This is a genomic window from Thalassolituus pacificus, assembly GCF_025318105.1.
GTDB classification, from domain to species: domain Bacteria; phylum Pseudomonadota; class Gammaproteobacteria; order Pseudomonadales; family Oceanobacteraceae; genus Venatoribacter; species Venatoribacter pacificus.
This window is the reverse complement of the sequence record NZ_JAOANI010000002.1, coordinates 19,649-38,118: the sequence shown is the minus strand read 5'-3', so window position 1 is coordinate 38,118 and position 18,470 is coordinate 19,649. Positions and strand designations below refer to the sequence as shown.

Genomic DNA, 18,470 nt, shown 5'->3' with positions numbered 1-18,470 from the left:
TAGCGAGTGCTGACTATGAAAGTGAAACGCTTCACCGCAGCCAATATGCAGCAGGCTCTGCGTCTGGTCTCCCAGGAACTGGGAGCGGATGCGGTGATTCTGTCGAGCAAGAAAGTGTCAGTGGGTTTCGAGGTAGTGGCCGCGCTGGATTATCAGCCTGGCCATGAGCAGGACCGTCCTGAAATTGAACGCCAGTTACGCTTGCAGCAGGAGCTGGAAGACGCCAGGTCGGCTTCCCGTGAACCTCAGCCGGCATTAAAAAAACGCGATGAGCGTTATGAAGAACGCATGGCCTTTGCCGGGCAGGGTGACCTGTCCAGCAAAGAGTCTCTGTCGGCGGTGTTAAGTGGTCTGAAAAACGATGACTTCAGCCGTAGCAATACCGTCACACCCGCAAGAAGTCCGGCTCCGGAAGAAACAGGCCGTAGCGCCGCAGAAGACGCGATGCTGCAACGGCGTGTTGAACAGGGCGAGGAGCGATACAACAGCGTCATTCAACAAATGAGTGGCGAACTGCGTGATCTGAAAGACTGGATGGTCAGTCATCAGGGCAGTGCCTGGGATACCCGGCGGCCACTGACCTGGCAGCAATCACAGTTATGGCAGCGCTGTCAGGATGTAGGCCTGGAAGCAGCCTGGGCGGACAGAGTCGCCAGCCGTATTGACGGTGATGTTCCTCTGGAAGATGCCTGGAATAAAGCGCTGAAACTGATCGCGTCAGATTTACCCGTGGCGCCCAATGGTTTACTGGATCGCGGTGGTATTTATGCCCTGGTCGGCCCGACCGGTGCGGGTAAAACCACCACCATTGGCAAGCTGGCAGCCCAGTTTGTCATCCGCCATGGGGCAGAATCGGTGGCATTGATCACCCTCGATAACTACCGCGTGGCGGCACATGATCAGCTCCGCACCTTTTCGCGGATTCTGGGAGTGGCGCTGCATGTAGTGCCGGTGAACGGTGATCTGAACAAAGTGCTGGATAGCGTACGCGACAAAAAACTGGTGCTGGTCGACAGCGCGGGATTGGCCAGTCAGGACCCACATTTTTCCGTGCAGTTGTCTATGCTTAAACAAGCCGGTGCGCGCTTGAAAAAGCTGCTCGTATTACCCTTGACCAGTCAGGGACGTTGCCTGCAGGAAAATTACGAACATTTTAAAGCAGCAGGGTTGGCGGGTTGCGTATTCACCAAACTGGATGAGTGTTTCAGTCTTGGGCCCGCTATTAGTATCTCGGCACTGACTCAGTTGCCGGTCACCCTGGTGACAGATGGACCGCACATCCCCGATGATGTGCATTATCCGGATGCTGACAAACTGGTGAAACTGGCGGAACAGATGGCGCGTATGGCGCGCACCCGCTGGCAGGCCGCCGAAGCGATGAGCTTCGCCACTCAGCATTCCAGTATTCAACACGGAGTATAACGACTAATGGCAAGGCATCCTGTGCAGGTCATCGCCGTCACCGGCGGTAAAGGTGGTGTCGGCAAGAGCAATGTCTCAGTCAATCTGGCCATTGCCCTGGCAGAAATGGGACGCAGAGTGGTTGTGCTGGATGCCGATCTCGGGCTCGCCAACATCGACATTCTGCTCGGCATCAGCTCCAACAAAACCATCGAGAATGTACTCACCGGAGAATGTGACCTGCGTGACGTGATGGTTAAAGGACCTGGTGGTATCCGGGTTGTACCGGCATCATCCGGTACCCAGAAGCTGTCACAGCTGAACTCTCTTGAGCATGCGGGTCTTATTCAGGCGTTCAGTGACATTGGTGATGATATTGATGTACTGATTATCGATACCGCTGCCGGTATTTCCGACAGCGTGATGAGTTTTGTCCGCGCAGCACAGGAAGTGCTGATGGTCGTGACTGATGAGCCAACCTCCATTACGGATGCTTACGCTCAGATCAAACTGCTGAACCGCGATTACGGTCTGTTCCGCTTCCGCATTGTTGCCAACATGGTGCGCACGCCGCAGGAAGGAAATGCCTTATTTGCCAAGCTCACCAAAGTGACGGATCGTTTTCTCGAAGTGGCTATGCAGTATGTCGGTGCAATCCCTCAGGATGATGCGTTACGACGTGCGGTACAGCGCCAGAAAGCGGTAATTGATGCGTATCCGCGTTCCAAGGCGGCTACGGCATTCCGTGCGCTGGCTAAAAAAGTAGATTCATGGCCGCTGCCTTCATCTCCCCGGGGGCATCTGGAGTTTTTTGTAGATCGGTTAGTTCAGGAAGCCGGGGCATAACGAGTGTCAGTAGGAAGTTGTCTGGTGTATTCCGACGTACAAAAACACGATTATGAACAGCTGGTGCGTGATCATGCGACGCTGGTAAAACGCATTGCTCACCACCTCATCGGCAGGCTGCCCGATAGTGTGCAGCTCGACGATCTTATTCAGGCCGGCATGATTGGTCTGCTGGAAGCTGCACGCAAATACGATGGTGGCAAAGGTGCCAGTTTTGAAACCTATGCCGGCATCCGTATACGTGGTGCGATGCTTGACGAAATCCGTAAAGGCGACTGGGCACCACGCTCAGTACACCGTAATTCCCGCCGTATCAGTGATGCGATCAAACAAATAGAAAGCGAGAAAGGCCGCGATGCAGAAGACAGTGAAGTCGCAGGCTTTCTTGGTATCAGTCAGGATGAATACCACGCCATCTTGAAAGACAGTGCCGGTTGTCGTTTATTCAGCTTTGAAGAAGTGGTTGAAAAAAGTGAAGCCGGTTTTGATGTTTTCGAAGAAGAATCTCCCAACCCACTTGATGGCATAGAACGTGAGTCCTTTCAGCGTCAACTCGCCGACGCTATTCGTCATTTGCCCGAAAGGGAGCAGCTGGTGCTGGCTCTTTACTATGACGAAGAACTTAACCTGAAAGAAATTGGTGCTGTTCTTGGTGTCAGTGAATCCCGGGTGAGCCAGTTGCACAGTCAGGCGGCCCATCGTCTGCGTGCCCGTCTTGGCGGCTGGTTGTCCTAAACCCTTCCTGTTATTGAAAAAAATCTTTTCTGGCTGCTTTGTTTCTGGATAAAGCGATAACTGTGTCTACACTAAACCTTAGGAACGACTTGGAATATAGAGAGTCGATTACTGGAGGTCGTTTTGGACAAAAACATGAAAATTCTGATCGTTGATGATTTCTCAACGATGAGACGAATCGTCAAAAATCTGTTGCGCGATCTGGGGTTCACAAACACCCAGGAAGCAGATGACGGCACAACAGCACTTCCCATGTTGCAGAATGGTGACTTCGACTTCTTAGTGACGGACTGGAACATGCCTGGCATGACAGGTCTCGACTTGCTGAAGAAAGTAAGAGCCGATGATCGCCTGAAAAGTCTGCCGGTACTGATGGTGACAGCGGAAGCCAAGCGCGACCAGATTGTTGCTGCTGCTCAGGCAGGGGTTAACGGCTATGTCGTGAAACCTTTTACTGCTGCGGTACTGAAAGAAAAGATCGATAAGATCTTTGAACGTGTCGAAGGTTAACCAGGAAGATAACTTGATGGCCGGGATCAATCTGGATACCGATAACAGCGCTGTCGGCACTGAAATCAAAAACCTAGCAGAAAACATGCTTCGGCAGTTGGAGCTTGGTGATCTCAGTAAGGCGGTAGCGTTGGTTAATAATCTCAATGAGGTTAGAGACCGTACGCTGTACAACGAAATCGGCCGACTGACCCGCGCGTTGCATGAAGCAATTAAAAATATGCGCGTTGATACTGTCGGTGCCGCATCAGACATTGATCATGCAACGGACAAGCTGGCCTACGTGCTGGAAATGACCGATAAATCGGCCAACCGTACGATGGACCTGGTGGATGCCGGGATGCCTCTGGCAACCGATATCCATGACAGAGCCAGTGCGTTATCGGTTGAGTGGCAGCGTTTTCTGAATAAAGAATTAAAGCCGGATGAATTCCGCAATTTAACGAAAGATATAAACCAGTTTCTTCTCGACAGTGCGAGTCAGTCTCAGCGTTTGCAGGGACAGTTATCTGATATTGTGCTGGCACAGGATTTTCAGGATTTAACCGGTCAGGTCATTCACAAAGTGGCTGCGCTGGTAACTGACGTTGAAGGCCGGCTGGTTCAGCTTGTTGCCATGGCCGGCAACGTGGATTCGATTACCGGAATTGTTCATGCCGATATGGAATCGGCAGAAGAGCCGACGGAAGGCGCAAATATCGCTGCGGAGGGACCGCAGATTAATAAGTCCAGTGAAGACGTAGTTGCCAGCCAGGATGATGTTGATGACTTACTGTCCAGTCTTGGTTTTTAAAGGAGCTAACGGATGAGTTTCGATGCTGATGAAGAGATTCTCCAGGATTTTTTGGTTGAAGCCGGGGAAATTCTTGAGCTGCTCTCTGAACAACTGGTCGATCTTGAACAACGCCCACATGATAAAGACCTGCTGAATGCTATCTTCCGTGGTTTCCACACGGTAAAAGGTGGTGCTGGATTTCTGCAACTTAATCCTTTGGTGAATTGCTGCCATGCAGCAGAAAACGTTTTCGATACCCTGCGTAATGGTCATCGTACTGTTAATTCAGATCTTATGGATGTGGTACTTCAGGCGCTCGATAATGTAAATGAGATGTTTGAAAGTGTGCGCTCGGGTGCTAAACCTGAAGATGCCGACCCTGAATTAATCGAACGTTTGCATAAACTGGCACGGCCTGAGTCGGAAGATGAAGTGCAGGTCAGTGAGCCTGAAATAGCTGCCGAGGAACCAATACAAGAAGATCTTGTGCAATCAGCCCCTGCTGCTGTGGAAGATAACGGCGATATAACAGACGATGAATTTGAGCAGTTGCTCGACGCTTTGGACGAAGAAAAAACCAATGCAGCTCCGGCATCTGCCGCCGCGGATGATGATTTCTTTGATATAGGGTCTGACAGCGTTGACGCCTCCAGTGATGAAATCACTGAAGATGAGTTTGAAGCGCTGCTTGATCAAATTCATGGTAAAGGCAAAAGTGCCACATCCCAGGAAGACAAAACAGCCGAGCCGGAAAAAACCGAACCTGCACCAGCCGCTGCAAGTCCTGCACCTGCAGGCGGAGATGATCTGATCAGTGATTCTGAGTTTGAAGAATTGCTTGATCGATTGCACGGTAAGGGTAAGCATTCGAGCGCACCAGAGGGAGAGGCTGAAGCATCTGTTGCAGCAGAAAAACCGGTTGCAGCCGCGCCGCCGGTCTCCCCTCCGGAAGCCGCCAAACCAGCGGCTAAAGTTGAGGCTAAAGTTGAGGCTAAACCTGCCGCTAAGCCTGAAGCCAAAGCTGCTCCGGTTGCCAAAGCCCCCGCTGCCGCTGACGAGGCGAAACGTCCGGATAAAGATGCTGCTGCCTCCGAAGCAACAGTGCGCGTGGATACCAAGCGTCTCGATGACATTATGAATATGGTCGGAGAGTTAGTACTGGTTCGTAACCGTCTGGTTCGTTTAGGTCTTAAAAGTACGGATGAGTCGATGGCCAAAGCGGTCGCTAATCTCGATGTGGTTACCGGTGATTTACAGGCTTCTGTAATGAAAACCCGGATGCAGCCAATCAAAAAAGTATTTGGCCGCTTCCCGCGTGTGGTTCGTGACCTTGCTCGTCAGCTTAAGAAAGAAATTAATCTTGAATTACGTGGTGAAGAAACCGATCTGGATAAAAATCTGGTGGAGGCTTTGGCCGATCCCCTTGTTCACTTGGTGCGTAACGCTGTTGATCACGGTGTTGAAATGCCAGATGTGCGTGAAAAAAATGGCAAGCCCAGGGTCGGCACTGTTGTCCTTTCCGCAGAGCAGGAAGGCGATCACATTCTGCTGATTATTCAGGATGACGGCGGTGGTATGGACGCCGATGTTTTACGCCGTAAGGCGGTAGAAAAAGGCGTTATGGATCAGGATGCCGCAGACCGTTTGACGGAAAATGAATGTTTTAATCTGATTTTTGCCCCTGGTTTTTCAACCAAAGATCAGATTTCAGATGTGTCCGGCCGTGGTGTCGGCATGGATGTTGTTAAAACAAAAATTTCTCAGCTTAATGGCACGATTAATATCGATTCCCGCCCAGGTGTGGGTACCGGTATTCGCATTAAAGTACCTCTGACTTTAGCGATTATGCCGACTCTGATGGTGATGCTGAAAAACCAGGCATTTGCTTTCCCATTGGTTAGTGTGAATGAAATTTTCCACCTTGATTTGACCAAAACCAATATTGTTGATGGTCAGGAAGTGGTGGTTGTACGTGAAAAACCGGTACCACTATTTCATCTGAAGCGTTGGCTGATCAAAGGTGAAGCTTATGCAAAAGCGGATGAAACGGCTCACGTTGTGGTCGTGTCGGTGGGTACCAAACGGGTAGGTTTTGTTGTTGATCAGCTTATCGGTCAGGAAGAAGTCGTTATTAAACCTTTGGGGAAAATGTTGCACGGTACGGCAGGAATGGCAGGGGCGACCATCACGGGTGATGGACGAATCGCGCTGATTCTGGATATACCAAGCATGCTGACCCGTTATGCATCATCACGGCAATCGACTGCAGCATAAGTAGTCCAACGACTAAGGAAGAGTTGATTTCATGAGTATTCGTGTTCTGGTTGTCGATGACTCAGGATTTTTTCGCCGCAGGGTAACCGACATTATTAATGCGGATGGTCGCATGGAAGTCGTCGGGGTTGCCTCTAACGGCCGCGAAGCTATTGAGATGAATGAATCTCTTAAGCCCGATGTGATTACTATGGACTACGAGATGCCAGTAATGGATGGCATCACGGCTGTGCGGAATATTATGCAGCGGCGGCCGGTGCCGGTGCTGATGTTTTCCTCCCTTACGTTTGAAGGCGCACGGGTCACGCTGGATGCACTGGACGCCGGTGCACTGGATTTTCTACCAAAGAATTTTGACCAGATTGCCAAAGATGCTATTCAGATTAAGCGCGCGCTGACCGATAAAATTGCCGGCGTTGCCCGCAGTCAGACGAAGGTCGCGCCTGCGCCGGTTGCGCGTCCTGCTGTACGCGGACGCCTGACTCAGACCGAGCTGGTGGTTATAGGAACTTCAACCGGTGGGCCTGCGGCTCTGCAAACCCTGTTTAAAACCATTCCAGGCAGTTTTAAAACGCCTATTATTATTGTTCAGCACATGCCCGGTTCATTTACCAAAGCCTTTGCCGAGCGTCTTAATTCCCTCAGTCCCCTGATCGTAAAAGAAGCGGCCGATGGCGATAAAATTGAATCCGGTCATGTCTATGTGGCACCTGGTGGTATGCAATTAATGGTCGACCGCCGTGGTGGTGGTGTTATTCACATCCGCGAAAGTGATGAGCGAGTTAACTATCGCCCCAGTGTCGATATCGCTTTTGCTTCGGCTGCTAAGCACTATGGCAACAAGACTCTGGCTATCGTGCTCACCGGAATGGGAGCGGATGGTCGGGAGGGGGCTCGTTTGCTGAAGCAGGGCGGAGCGAGTGTTTGGGCTCAGGATGAAGAAAGCTGTGTCATTTTTGGCATGCCGCTGGCCGTTATCAAGGAAGGGTTGAGTGATGAAGTATTGCCCCTGAAAGATATCGGCCCGAGGCTCGTTGAAGAGGTTGGCTAGTGGATCGGTGGACGTTAGTCACTGTCTTGTTGGCAGTGATTGCCGTACTGACCGGTTTCTCTCTTGAGGGAGGAGATCTTACTGCTCTTTGGAATCCTCCGGCCGCGCTGATTGTATTTGGTGGCGGTGTATTCGCCACTCTGGCGCAACTGCCGGTCAGCCAATACCGCCCTTTGGGAGAACTTTTGCTTTGGCTGGTTGCTCCCCCACAATATTCCCTTGATTCTCTCCTCAGTAAACTGACCACCAGTGGTAATGCCCTGCGTCGGGACGGCCCTCTGGCGCTGGAGAAAGTAGCTGGCTCCGAAGCCGACCCGGTGTTCCGTAAAGCGTTGCTGTTACTGGCGGATGGCAACGATGTCGATGCTATGCAGTCTGCACTGTACCTGGAACTGAAAAGTCGTGAAGAACGTGATCAGGACTTACTTTGTGTGCTGGATAATCTGGCAGGCTACCTGCCTACACTGGGGATTGTCGGAGCAGTGCTTGGCCTGATGCAGGTGCTTTCCAGTATTAAGCAACCGGAAGCTTTAGCGGCCGGGATTGCGACGGCGTTTGTGGCAACTTTTTACGGAGTCGCTGGCGCCAACCTGATTGTTATTCCGTTAACCAGTACCCTGCGCCAGCGTCTTGCGATCCGCAGTCGTTATTACGAGGCTTTGATGCTTGGTGTCGTCGCGTTACGCAATGGTGTAAATCCCATGGCGTTGCGCTATCGCATGCAAGGGATTGTGTTGTGAAACGCCCAGGTCCGGACCCGCATCGCTGGCTGGTATCTTATGCAGACTATATGACGCTTTTATGCGTCTTTTTTATCATGTTGTACGCGGTGCAACTGGTTGATGAAGAAGACGGTTCAGCGATCCGTAGCGAGCTCGAAGGCATCTTCTCGACCATATTACCTCCGGAACCGATTACTCCCCCGACACTCTCCACCCCTCTGGAAGACGGCAATGGCTTACTACCATTGTTGGCTGATATTCGTCAGGTTGCTCAATTTATTCCGGAGTCGGACGATATAAGGATAGAAGGGGACAAGGATTGGATCACCGTGTCGTTGAATGCGGATCTTTTATTTGCCCGTGGTGAGACACGCATACGTGACGAAGCTTTGCCGCTGATGCAGGCGATTGCCGCTGAACTGAAGGATTTTCCATTTCCAATCAATGTTCAGGGACATTCAGACGATACGCCAGCCAAAGGCATTACCAATTGGGAAATATCAGCATTGCGTGCAGCGTCGGTGGTACAGAATCTGGTGTTGTATGGTGTTGCTCCGCAGCGGATGGCGGCAGTAGGGCTTTCGTACTACCACCCGTTGAAAGCAGAAGACACTGAAGAAGCGCGGGCGGAGAATCGTCGTGTTGTGATTTTTATGACTCAAACGAGTGAGTCAGCTCCCTGGTCTCGTCCAACTGCAAATAATTGACATACTTTTTGCTTAATGAATTTCTTAACAGCAGAAAGTGTTTTTAGTGGCCTCTGGCGGGTCACGCGCTTATTGAAAACAGGGTGAAACTAGTGCGGATTTGGTCAATAGCAAATCAGAAAGGCGGGGTCGGTAAGACAACCAGCGTGGTTGCTTTGGGAGGCTTATTGGCCGAACAGGGTAAACGGGTATTGCTGGTCGATCTTGATCCCCATGGTTCATTGACGAGCTATTTCCGACAGAACCCGGACAATCTTGAGCGCAGCCTCTATCACCTGTTTTTTGAGCAACGTTACAAAGACAAAGACTTTATTCAAACGGTGATTAAACCCACCAGTTTGCCTAATGTGTCTTTACTGCCGGCAACAACATCGCTTGCCACGCTGGAACGTCAGGTCAGTGGCCAGGATGGTATGGGCTTGGTTCTGGCACGGTCGCTGGCCCAGTTATGGGATGAGTATGACTACGCCCTGTTGGATACGCCGCCCATTCTTGGTGTTCTGCTGGTGAATGCACTGGCCGCTTGCCAGCGCCTGGTGATACCGACGCAGACCGAACACCTGGCGATGAAAGGATTGGAGCGGATGATTCATACCCTGAAAATGGTGATGCGTTCGCAAAATCGCAACCTGCCTTACATGATCGTTCCTACACTCTTTGACCGGCGCACGCTGGCTTCGGTCACCACGCTGAAAGAAATGCGCCGCTTGTATCAGGACTCTTTATGGCAGGAAGCGATTCCGGTCGATACTCGTTTGCGTGATGCCAGTCATGAGGGTGTTTTTCCACATCAAATGGATGAGCAGGGGCGTGGTGTACGGGCCTATCGTCATTTATTAAGTGAAATCGATGTGGCGGATCCTGGTCGTGGCTAGTTATATCCCGCAGGTTTCAGCCGCTGCTAATAATCCGCTGGATGATTACTTTGATCATTTGCTGGCGGCTGATGGGGAGGTTGCCGACCAGGGGGTAAATTGGGATGCCTTGCTGCGTTCGGCGGTCAGTCCTCATCATTTAGAAGAGGCACTGGGCAGCAGTACGCTGAAAAGTGGTTATGCCCCAATCCCTCTGCGATCTCTCGGACAAGGGGGGAGAGCTGCACAGCGTACGCAGCTTTTTACGGCACTCGGATTGATACAACATTTACCCGAATCTTCGCTGCGGCGCTGTATGATCGCGGCGTGCCTTCCTGTTGCTGCGGAGGCTGCCCTCAATGGCTGATGTAACCCCTAAAACAGATCTGGCAAACCAGGTCGATTTTGTTTTACAGGACTATCTGGATCAGCTACTGGTCAGTGCGACGGACGTAAAGCCGGTATCTACGATTAAGTCAGAGGCGGCTAAGTCGGAAGCAACCCAATCTGAGATGATGAAAACGGAGCCTGCCGTTACAGAGGAGCCAGTTCCGGTGGCGGTGGTTACCGAAGCACGCAGTCTTCCCCGTTTTGACGTGCAGAGTACTGTTCCTTCGCTAAAAACCGCATTTTCAGACGTGATTCCATCATCTCCACTGCAGGAGATTCCGGAGGTTGCGGTTGCAGAGCGTGTCGAAACCCCGTCGCAAGAGCATGAGGTTGCAGAACCAGGGGTGGTAGATGTCAATGAATTGACTTTATCCACCGTAAAAACTGCGTCGCTTAATTGGCAGTCCAGTCAGGGTATCGATTGTCTTATCTTCAAAGTTGCAGGCCTTAAGCTGGCAATACCTCTGCCATTGTTGGGGGGCGTTCATAACGTGACTGACAAGGTGACCCCGCTGTTCGGGCAGGCCAGTTGGTCATTGGGGGTCTGGCAGGGCGATAAATCCAAGCTTACGATTATTGATAGCGCTCAACTGATTATGCCCGAGCGCAAGATCAGCCTTAACGATGATGGCTATAGCTTTTTTATTCAGCTGGACCGTTCTCCATGGGCGCTGGCGTGCCAGGAAATCTGTGACACCGTCACCCTGGTGCATGATTCGATTAAATGGCGTGGAGAGGGCAGTAAACGACCGTGGCTTGCCGGGACGGTGATCTCTGAAATGTGTGCTTTACTGGATGTACCAGGGGTATTAAAGCTGTTGGAAGAAAATCGTCGGGTAGCCCGGCGGGCTTAAAGAAAACCCGACATATCAGTGCTGTAGTCTCTTTTTAAAGCCATTATTTATTCCTGTCGGACCTGAAAAATTCCTTTTTTTTAACTGGTACACTTTGTGCTCTGTTCTATAGTTAAGAGAGGTTCGTCATGTTTTTTGACACAGTCAGGCATCGGCCTTTCTTAGCGAGGATGTTTTATGTCAGCGATTGCCGGAAATAAAGGTGCGGAAGATCCCGTCCTTCAATGGGTAACCTTCCGTCTGGAAAACGAGACGTACGGAATCAATGTAATGCAGGTTCAGGAAGTTCTGCGCTACAGCGAAATTGCACCGGTTCCCGGTGCTCCCCCGTATGTACTTGGCATTATTAACCTGCGTGGCAATGTCGTAACGGTGATCGATACACGGCTCCGTTTTGGCCTGCCAACGGCTGACACCACTGATCAGACGCGTATCGTAATTATTGAAGCGGAAGGTCAGGTGGTTGGCATACTCGTCGATGCGGTGGCTGAAGTGGTATATCTGCGTCAGTCTGAAATTGAAACCACCCCGAACGTCGGCAATGATGAGAGTGCCAAATTCATCCAGGGGGTTTGTCATAAAAATGATGAACTGCTTATTCTGGTGGATCTGGAGAAACTGATGACCGACGAGGAGTGGACAGAAATCCAGGGTTTATAGGAGTCTGTCATGGCGTCTCTGTCACTGATGCACTGGTTATTGATGGGTAATATGGGTTTGCTGTTATTGGTTGGCGCTTTTATGTGGTCACTGAAACGGCAGCAAAATCAGGATGCCAATCGTCTGGATCAGGCGGTTGGCAGCTTACAACAAGCGCATCAGGCGATGAGCAAAAGCACCATTGGCATGGGGCGTAAGCTCAAGCAAATAGATGGGCGCCTGCAACATGCCGAACGCAAAGTCGTATTGCCAACAACGGATGAGGCGACTTTTCAACAGGCCTCACGCCTGGTTGGATTGGGGGCGACAGCCAGTGATCTGGTCGACAGTTGTGGTGTCGCGCGTGGTGAAGCAGAGTTGATTGTTTCGCTGAAGCGCCAGACGGCGCATTGAAAGCTCACGACTGATCTGCTGCTTTTACCGGGCATTGCAAAGTGCCGAGTATACCAGAAAGCGGGTTTAATAACGCCGGAATAAAAAGTTATCAGCATAAAAAGCAGACCACAGGTCTGTTTTTTTATGCATGCTGTTCAGTTATTCAGTCTCGCTGGACTATTCCCGCTATGTTTGCCTGCTGCTGGCCTTAGCTGTGCCATGTAAAGTCACTGCTCGGTGAGCGGCTCACTCTTTATAACAAAACAATCCATGTCATGACGTACTCTCTTCCTATACTTGATTTAAGTATGTTGTCAGGAGTTAGGCCATGAAAGCTTCACTGCACCTCATGATTATCGGCTTGTCAGCGTTGCTTGGCTTTTATTCGCCTGCAGCTGTTTATTCTGCTGCGCCGGATACGCTGAATTCTCATAGTCCGGTTGCGAGCTTTATACGTAATGCAACGTTTCTGGAAAGAACGCCTGAATTTACCGACCTTTATATTATTCAGACGTCAGATAAAGGCCGGCAGATTGTTATTTATTGCAACTCAGCGTACTGCTACAAACGTAACGGTCATATGGTGACGGTTTAAACACCACTGACAAACAGCGCAACCGTACAGCCAACACCGGCCATCCATACCAGAGAACGCAGGCTTGCCTGGTTGCTCAGATACAGAATGCCGTACACAACCCGGATCGCAATAAAGGCCATGGCTAAGATATCAATCCGCTCCTGAGCGCCTCCGCTCAGGTGAGCAATGATAACGGCCGCCGCAAATGCCGGAAATGCTTCGAAACTGTTCAGTTGAACCCAGTGTGCGCGCTTGCGGTAACCTTCCTGTTTCTCCAGAAATTCACGCGGTGAGTAATTGTTGTAACGACGTCCCCCCGCTTTTGCCAGACCGGTAAAAACATAAGGTAATAACGCTGCGACGAGTACGCACCAATATCCGATAGTCATAATCTTTCCTGTTTTTTAGATTGAACGGGCAGTCTTACAAAACTGCCGTGGGCATTTTTAGCCTGTTGAAAAGATTTATACGAGGTTGGAGCGTGCCGAAATAGCGTCAGAGATTGCCGGCACAGGCCGTATCAGGGCAAGACAGGTGGTGCTTCTGCACCACCTGTCTGTCTTTTCAGGAGTATGGAATACCTAATTTACGGTAGATAAATCCCATCAGCCAGGCCGGTCCGATCAGTAAAAACTGGATATCTTTAAAGAAAGAAGGTTTTTTCCCTTCGACATAGTGACCAATAAACTGGAAGATCCAGAGAATGACAAAGCTGATCACACAAACTGCCCACAGTGGTGCCAGATTTTGTTGCTCAAACCAGGCCAGAAGAACGTAAGTTGCAATGGTAAAAGCGGTCAGGCCGATCGACAGACTGACTGACATACGCACATAAAAGCCCACCACAACAATGGCTGACAGGGTTGCCCAGTTCAGGTAGGGTACTTGCGCAAAGGCCGCAGGTACTGGTATCTCCCACAGCAGCCCCATAATGACAATAAAAATCAGGGGGACACAAATCCAGTGAATCAGTTTATTCAGTGGGTTCTGGTGGCTGGCACCGTACTCTTCAAACCACTGATCGGCTGTTTTTTTATTCATAGCAAAGTCCTCGTTTGTTTATTGTTATCAGATACCCATAATGTAACGCAGGTACAGATATTAAGAATTGTCCCCGCAGGACACCCGGTTTAACTGCAGAAGTCAGTCGATGAATACACCAAACCATAGCGCAGAAAAAACGGTCTCGATTCTTTGGATAAAGGCTCTGCTGCAGGGCGCAGAATTGCAGGGGATCGCGGCCGAGCCATTACTTCAGGCTGCGGGTATTAGCCGTGAGCTGCTGAATACTGCCTATGCCCGGGTGTCCTTAGCGCAAACGTTGAGAATGTGGCGTGCGGCAGAGGACTATTGTCCGGCAGAAGACTTCGGTTTATTAATGGGTGAACTGGTTAAACCTGCCCATTTCCAGCTTTTTGCATTGACGTTGATGCACAGTCCGGATCTGGGGGCAGCGTTTGAAAAATCAGTCCGTTACACCCGCTTATTAAGCGATGGTGGGCGCTATTTTCTGCAGTCAGACGCGACCGAGGCGGCCATTTGCTATGAGCCCCAGGCGGATAATTTCAGTCGCCATCAGGTCGATGCCGTATTGGTTTTGTTGCGCAGTTTTGCCAGCTGGCTGGCGTGTAAGCCGGTTCCTCTTCTGCGGGTAGAGCTGACGCATGCGCAGCCAGAGAATGTGGACAATTATCAGCGTATTTTCGCCGCGCCGCTGCAGTTTGATGCCCCGCGCAATGCCCTTGTTTTTGCCCCGGATATTATGGAAGAACCCTTGGCGCTGGGAGATGAAAAGCTGGCGGCGATGCATGAACAGATGCTGGAAGATCAGCTGGCATTGCTGCAGCAACCGGATACGGCTGGGCTGGTACAGCATTTTTTACGCAACAGCAGCGATTTGTCGGTTGATCGTGATCAACTGGCGCAGCGTCTGCACATGAGTGGCCGAACCCTGCAGCGTAAACTGCAGGAAGACCAGACGAGCTTTCAGCAGTTACTGGATGCAGAGCGTCAGCGCCGGGCGCTGATATTATTAACCACCACCAGTCAGCCGCTGACTCATATCAGTGAACAGCTGGGCTTTTCCGAAAGCAGTACCTTTACCCGCGCATTTAAACGCTGGGAGGGCATTACGCCGCTGGAGTACCGCCTGCAGCATAAAACCGCGTCGTCCTAGAAGCGCCAGTCAATACCACTGAGAAAGCGATAGCTGAAGCGGTTGATGTTCTCAACACGCAGATTGTCATCGTCACGCCGGCTGACGAACAGCACGTTCTGACTTTCGCCTTGCAGATGATTGTACCAATGCAGATGGGGTGTAATCCGCCAGCGCCAGGTGGTACCAAGCATCAGTCCTAGATTGATAAAATCATTGGCCAGTGCCGCGTTATCCAACAGCCCGGCGTTACCATCGTCATATACCTGTCCGTGCCCCAGACTGAACACCCATGACACCTGCCAGCCAGGTAATAACGGCTGGCGTTTAATGCTTAGCTGCCAATAATCGAATTGTGCGGGCGTTAAGGTATCTTGGTTATCATTCAGCACACGGATGTTTAGCGGTTGCCAGTGCTGTATGTGCGCAAGCTCCACTGAGCTGATCGGGCTGCCGCTCTGGCGGGTATCGAGTTCAATCCCCCATTGTGCCGTCCTGGCACTGAGTAGCAGGGCCTGATTCGGTTGGTATGTCTGGCCGGAAATAGTCGCCGGCTCACGCAGGCTGTGTAATTGCTGTAGTTGTTGCCGACGGGTTGTGACGGCAATCATCATATGGCTGATGCGATATAAGGGCAGGCCGATGCGCCAATCGCTGAACTCGGCATAACCTTTACTGCGTGACAGTTCGGTCCGCAGTCCTTGTGTCCACTCCAGTTGAGGCAGGGCAGGCAGCCAGCGCTGACGGTTTAACACGGGTTGAGGTTGCAAGTGGCATTCTACCGCCGCGTACTCATCGCCTTCCTCTTTCAGCTGGGCTGTTGCGAAGGGGATGTGCAGAACGCCGGCGGCGCAGCCAGCATAATGACCCGCGCCGGCGGTTGCCGCTGCAGGGAGTAAAAACAGGCTGCTGATTAAACGCACAAAAACAGGGATTTTCATACAGCCTGTATCGGCTGCCCGGCGCAGGAGTTGAGAGCCGGGCAGTGGCAGAAACCTCAGAGGTTTTTCAGGATTTCAATCACGTCGTCGTGATGGCTCTTGGTTTTCACTTTGGCCATGATGTGGCGGAGTTTACCTTCGGCATCAATGATAAAGGTTACGCGATGAATACCCATAAACTCCTTACCCATGAATTTTTTTAATCCCCAGACACCGTATTGCTCGGCAATGCTGTGGTCTTCATCGGATAACAGGTCAAAGTTTAGATCATGTTTATCGATAAACTTCTGCAGGCGAGAAGGGGCATCCGGACTGATGCCCAGTACCACGGTGTTCAATGCTTCGTATTCGCTGCGCGTATCGCGGATGCCACAGGCCTGAACGGTGCAGCCGGGTGTCATCGCTTTCGGGTAAAAATACAGCACAACGTTTTTGCCTTTAAGCGCACTCAGCGTGACGTTATGGCTGTTCTGGTCGGGAGTGGTGAAATCAGGAGCGGATTGCTCCAATGGCGGGAAATTCAGACTCATGATCAGGCCTCAGTGCAAAAGCACCAAGGCTACCGCAGCAGCCTGATAAATCAAGGGCATCCCTGAATTATTCAGAGGTGCCCAGACGGCTGTATTATCATCTCAACAGTTAATGCTGCGCTCAGACAAATATTTTTTCAGCGTGTCGCGTGCTTTATTGCCTGCGGGGCTGTTACGGAAAATAAATTCGTGGGTTTTATTTTCCAGCACCAGCAGAACGTCAGCGCAGAAGTCGCCTTCGTGCTCTTTACGCACTGCACGCATACGGGCTTCAACCAGAGTATCCAGGTTGATGTAAAAATCACCGGGCATCTCTTCCAGATGATCGCCGGCATTCATGCGTACCATTGCAACATTGGGGGTAATACAGATGTAAGCCATCGCTGAACTCCTTGACCTTGCGTATTGTTATGACTGCAGTCAGATAGTAGGAGAAGCACGGCCGGAGGATGTTGATTTAGCGCAGGCCCGGCGGTTTTACAGCTTAATTTTGATATCGCTTTTAGGGATGCAGCAGCAAGGCAGGATATCGCCTTCATTCAGCCACGCCATCGGCTCTTCTGCGTAATACACATCGCCTTCCTGCAATTGCACACGGCAGCTGCCACAGTAGCCTTCGCGGCACTGATAGTGAACGGCAACGTCCTGAGCTTCCAGAGATTCAAGCAGCGTGGCAGCATGCTGAAAATGCGCTTCGCGGCCATCATCCAGCAGCACATTAAACAACGGCTTTTGCATACCGTCGAATTCAATCTGTGGGCTGGCTTCCGGTTGTTCCGGATTGCTTTCGGGCAGAAACAGTTCAGCCTGAAGCGGAGCAGGTTGCTCAGCTTCAGGCTGCAGGGCTTCGAGTTCGAATGTGCTGTCGGGATGATCTTCCCCGGTCAGTTCAAAATCGTTGTCCGGGGTTTCAGTCTGGTTTTTCAAAGCGGCGGACATCAGAGGTCAAAGTCACCCAGATCCGCGGTATCCACTTCACTGTCGATGGCCCCCACCAGATACGAACTGATTTCAGCTTCCTGTGGAGCGACCTGCACGTTGTCGCTGTTCAGCCAGGCATTGATCCATGGCAGTGGGTTGTTACGCGGCGGGAAGACCGGCTCAAAGCCCAGAGCAGCAATACGCTGATTGGTAATGTACTCAACGTACTGACACAGAATGTCTTTATTCAGACCAATCATGGAACCGTCTTTGAACAGATATTCGGCCCATTCTTTTTCCTGCTGTGCGGCTTCGGCAAAAATACGCACAACGTCGTCGCGACATTCTTCGGCGATGATAGCGAATGCCGGATCGTCCTTGCCTTTCGCCATAATCTGCAGAATGTGCTGTGTGCCGGTCAGGTGTAATGCTTCATCACGGGCAATCAGCTTGATGATTTTGGCGTTGCCTTCCATTTTTGCACGTTCGGCAAACGCAAAAGAACAGGCAAAGCTGACGTAAAAGCGGATCGCTTCCAGCACGTTGACGGATACCATCATCAGGTACATACGTCGTTTCAGCTCGTGCAGGGTGACTTCGATGGTTTCGCCGTTAACCTGATGCGTTCCTTCACCCAGCTGGATGTAGTAATTACTCAGATGAATAAAGCTGTCGTAATACTCGGTCACGGAAATGGCGCGACGGGTAATGTGCTCGTTACGGGTGATATCGTCAAAGATCTGCGCCGGATTGGGCACAATATTACGCACAATGTGGGTATAAGAGCGGCTGTGAATCGTTTCGCTGAATGACCAGGTTTCAATCCAGGTTTCCAGTTCAGGTAAAGACACCACCGGCAGCAGAGCAATGTTCGGGGAGCGGCCCTGAACAGAATCGAGCAGTGTTTGATATTTCAGATTGCTGACGAAAATGTGCTTTTCGTGTTCCGGCAGATCGGCAAAATCTTTACGGTCGTTGGTCAGATCCACTTCTTCCGGACGCCAGAAGAACGACAGTTGTTTTTCGATCAGGTTTTCAAAAATCTTGTGTTTTTGCTGATCGTAGCGCGCCACGTTGACCTGCTCGCCAAAGAACATCGGCTGGGCAAAGGTATCAAATTCGTTGCGGTTAAATGTGGTATAGGCCATACGGAGTTCTTTCTCAAAGCAGCCACCGAAAGGTGGCTGCGACA

General features: G+C 51.1%; 23 protein-coding genes. 16 read left to right on the top strand and 7 right to left on the bottom strand.

All coding sequences use genetic code 11. The annotated features are described in order from the left end of the window. Positions 1 to 15 precede the first annotated feature (15 nt). The 15 genes from flhF (at position 16) to NYR02_RS00150 (ending at position 12,749) form a co-directional block, all read left to right on the top strand. Positions 16 to 1,422 carry a flagellar biosynthesis GTPase FlhF gene (gene flhF, locus NYR02_RS00220; protein ID WP_260974383.1) on the top strand — a complete coding sequence of 469 codons (1,407 nt, stop codon included), beginning with the start codon at positions 16 to 18 and terminating at the stop codon, positions 1,420 to 1,422. 6 nt (positions 1,423 to 1,428) lie between these two features. Then, positions 1,429 to 2,247, top strand: coding sequence for a MinD/ParA family protein (locus NYR02_RS00215; RefSeq protein WP_260974382.1), 819 nt, complete (start codon positions 1,429 to 1,431; stop codon positions 2,245 to 2,247). Between the two features lie 3 nt (positions 2,248 to 2,250). Beyond that, positions 2,251 to 2,982, top strand: coding sequence for an RNA polymerase sigma factor FliA (locus NYR02_RS00210; RefSeq protein ID WP_260974381.1), 732 nt, complete (start codon positions 2,251 to 2,253; stop codon positions 2,980 to 2,982). A 135-nt stretch (positions 2,983 to 3,117) separates the two neighbouring features. Next, positions 3,118 to 3,492, top strand: coding sequence for a chemotaxis response regulator CheY (gene cheY, locus NYR02_RS00205; RefSeq protein ID WP_444875578.1), 375 nt, complete (start codon positions 3,118 to 3,120; stop codon positions 3,490 to 3,492). 16 nt (positions 3,493 to 3,508) lie between these two features. After that, entirely contained in the window at positions 3,509 to 4,285 is a 777-nt protein-coding gene (locus NYR02_RS00200) for a protein phosphatase CheZ (RefSeq protein WP_260974380.1), read from the top strand. A 12-nt stretch (positions 4,286 to 4,297) separates the two neighbouring features. Continuing rightward, positions 4,298 to 6,541 (top strand): chemotaxis protein CheA, encoded by a 2,244-nt coding sequence (locus tag NYR02_RS00195; RefSeq protein WP_260974379.1) that lies wholly within the window; start codon positions 4,298 to 4,300, stop codon positions 6,539 to 6,541. A gap of 31 nt (positions 6,542 to 6,572) precedes the next feature. Further along, positions 6,573 to 7,592 (top strand): protein-glutamate methylesterase/protein-glutamine glutaminase, encoded by a 1,020-nt coding sequence (locus NYR02_RS00190; RefSeq protein WP_260974378.1) that lies wholly within the window; start codon positions 6,573 to 6,575, stop codon positions 7,590 to 7,592. Then, entirely contained in the window at positions 7,592 to 8,332 is a 741-nt protein-coding gene (locus NYR02_RS00185; protein ID WP_260974377.1) for a motility protein A, read from the top strand. The genes NYR02_RS00190 and NYR02_RS00185 overlap by 1 nt, the downstream gene beginning before the upstream one ends. Then, the gene (locus tag NYR02_RS00180) at positions 8,329 to 9,021 is read left to right on the top strand and encodes an OmpA family protein (protein ID WP_260974376.1); all 693 of its coding nucleotides are present in this window, start codon (positions 8,329 to 8,331) and stop codon (positions 9,019 to 9,021) included. Before NYR02_RS00185 ends, NYR02_RS00180 begins: the two co-directional genes overlap by 4 nt. 92 nt (positions 9,022 to 9,113) lie before the next feature. After that, positions 9,114 to 9,896, top strand: coding sequence for a ParA family protein (locus NYR02_RS00175; protein WP_260974375.1), 783 nt, complete (start codon positions 9,114 to 9,116; stop codon positions 9,894 to 9,896). Continuing rightward, positions 9,889 to 10,242 carry a hypothetical protein gene (locus NYR02_RS00170; RefSeq protein WP_260974374.1) on the top strand — a complete coding sequence of 118 codons (354 nt, stop codon included), beginning with the start codon at positions 9,889 to 9,891 and terminating at the stop codon, positions 10,240 to 10,242. The genes NYR02_RS00175 and NYR02_RS00170 overlap by 8 nt, the downstream gene beginning before the upstream one ends. Then, positions 10,235 to 11,119: a chemotaxis protein CheW gene (locus NYR02_RS00165; protein WP_260974373.1), complete on the top strand. Its 885-nt coding sequence runs from the start codon at positions 10,235 to 10,237 to the stop codon at positions 11,117 to 11,119. The genes NYR02_RS00170 and NYR02_RS00165 overlap by 8 nt, the downstream gene beginning before the upstream one ends. Before the next feature lie 177 nt (positions 11,120 to 11,296). Continuing rightward, positions 11,297 to 11,779: a chemotaxis protein CheW gene (locus tag NYR02_RS00160; protein WP_260974372.1), complete on the top strand. Its 483-nt coding sequence runs from the start codon at positions 11,297 to 11,299 to the stop codon at positions 11,777 to 11,779. Positions 11,780 to 11,788: 9 nt separating this feature from the next. Further along, on the top strand, positions 11,789 to 12,172 hold the full coding sequence (locus tag NYR02_RS00155; RefSeq protein WP_260974371.1) for a DUF2802 domain-containing protein: 384 nt from the start codon (positions 11,789 to 11,791) through the stop codon (positions 12,170 to 12,172). A gap of 310 nt (positions 12,173 to 12,482) precedes the next feature. Then, positions 12,483 to 12,749 carry a hypothetical protein gene (locus NYR02_RS00150; RefSeq protein ID WP_260974370.1) on the top strand — a complete coding sequence of 89 codons (267 nt, stop codon included), beginning with the start codon at positions 12,483 to 12,485 and terminating at the stop codon, positions 12,747 to 12,749. On the opposite strand, the gene NYR02_RS00145 is transcribed toward NYR02_RS00150, so the two are convergent. Continuing rightward, entirely contained in the window at positions 12,746 to 13,120 is a 375-nt protein-coding gene (locus NYR02_RS00145; RefSeq protein WP_260974369.1) for an MAPEG family protein, read from the bottom strand. The genes NYR02_RS00150 and NYR02_RS00145 overlap by 4 nt on opposite strands. Before the next feature lie 175 nt (positions 13,121 to 13,295). Beyond that, a complete protein-coding gene (locus NYR02_RS00140) occupies positions 13,296 to 13,772 on the bottom strand; it encodes an Mpo1 family 2-hydroxy fatty acid dioxygenase (protein WP_260974368.1) in 477 nt (158 codons plus the stop codon). Between the two features lie 109 nt (positions 13,773 to 13,881). Here NYR02_RS00140 and NYR02_RS00135 point away from each other — a divergent pair, with 109 nt between their 5' ends. Next, on the top strand, positions 13,882 to 14,907 hold the full coding sequence (locus NYR02_RS00135) for an AraC family transcriptional regulator (RefSeq protein ID WP_260974367.1): 1,026 nt from the start codon (positions 13,882 to 13,884) through the stop codon (positions 14,905 to 14,907). Here the strand turns inward: NYR02_RS00135 and NYR02_RS00130 are convergent. The 5 genes from NYR02_RS00130 to nrdB all read right to left on the bottom strand — a co-directional run bounded on the left by NYR02_RS00130 (position 14,904) and on the right by nrdB (position 18,426). Beyond that, on the bottom strand, positions 14,904 to 15,827 hold the full coding sequence (locus tag NYR02_RS00130; protein ID WP_260974366.1) for a hypothetical protein: 924 nt from the start codon (positions 15,825 to 15,827) through the stop codon (positions 14,904 to 14,906). The two genes, NYR02_RS00135 and NYR02_RS00130, sit on opposite strands and share 4 nt — an antisense overlap. A gap of 56 nt (positions 15,828 to 15,883) precedes the next feature. Then, entirely contained in the window at positions 15,884 to 16,357 is a 474-nt protein-coding gene (gene bcp / locus NYR02_RS00125) for a thioredoxin-dependent thiol peroxidase (protein WP_260974365.1), read from the bottom strand. Positions 16,358 to 16,459: 102 nt separating this feature from the next. Next, positions 16,460 to 16,738, bottom strand: a complete 279-nt coding sequence (locus tag NYR02_RS00120; protein ID WP_260974364.1) for a hypothetical protein — start codon at positions 16,736 to 16,738, stop codon at positions 16,460 to 16,462. 96 nt (positions 16,739 to 16,834) lie between these two features. Next, the gene (yfaE, locus tag NYR02_RS19555; RefSeq protein ID WP_270049447.1) at positions 16,835 to 17,284 is read right to left on the bottom strand and encodes a class I ribonucleotide reductase maintenance protein YfaE; all 450 of its coding nucleotides are present in this window, start codon (positions 17,282 to 17,284) and stop codon (positions 16,835 to 16,837) included. Positions 17,285 to 17,295: 11 nt separating this feature from the next. Beyond that, a complete protein-coding gene (gene nrdB / locus NYR02_RS00110) occupies positions 17,296 to 18,426 on the bottom strand; it encodes a class Ia ribonucleoside-diphosphate reductase subunit beta (RefSeq protein WP_260974363.1) in 1,131 nt (376 codons plus the stop codon). Between the last annotated feature and the right edge of the window lie 44 nt (positions 18,427 to 18,470).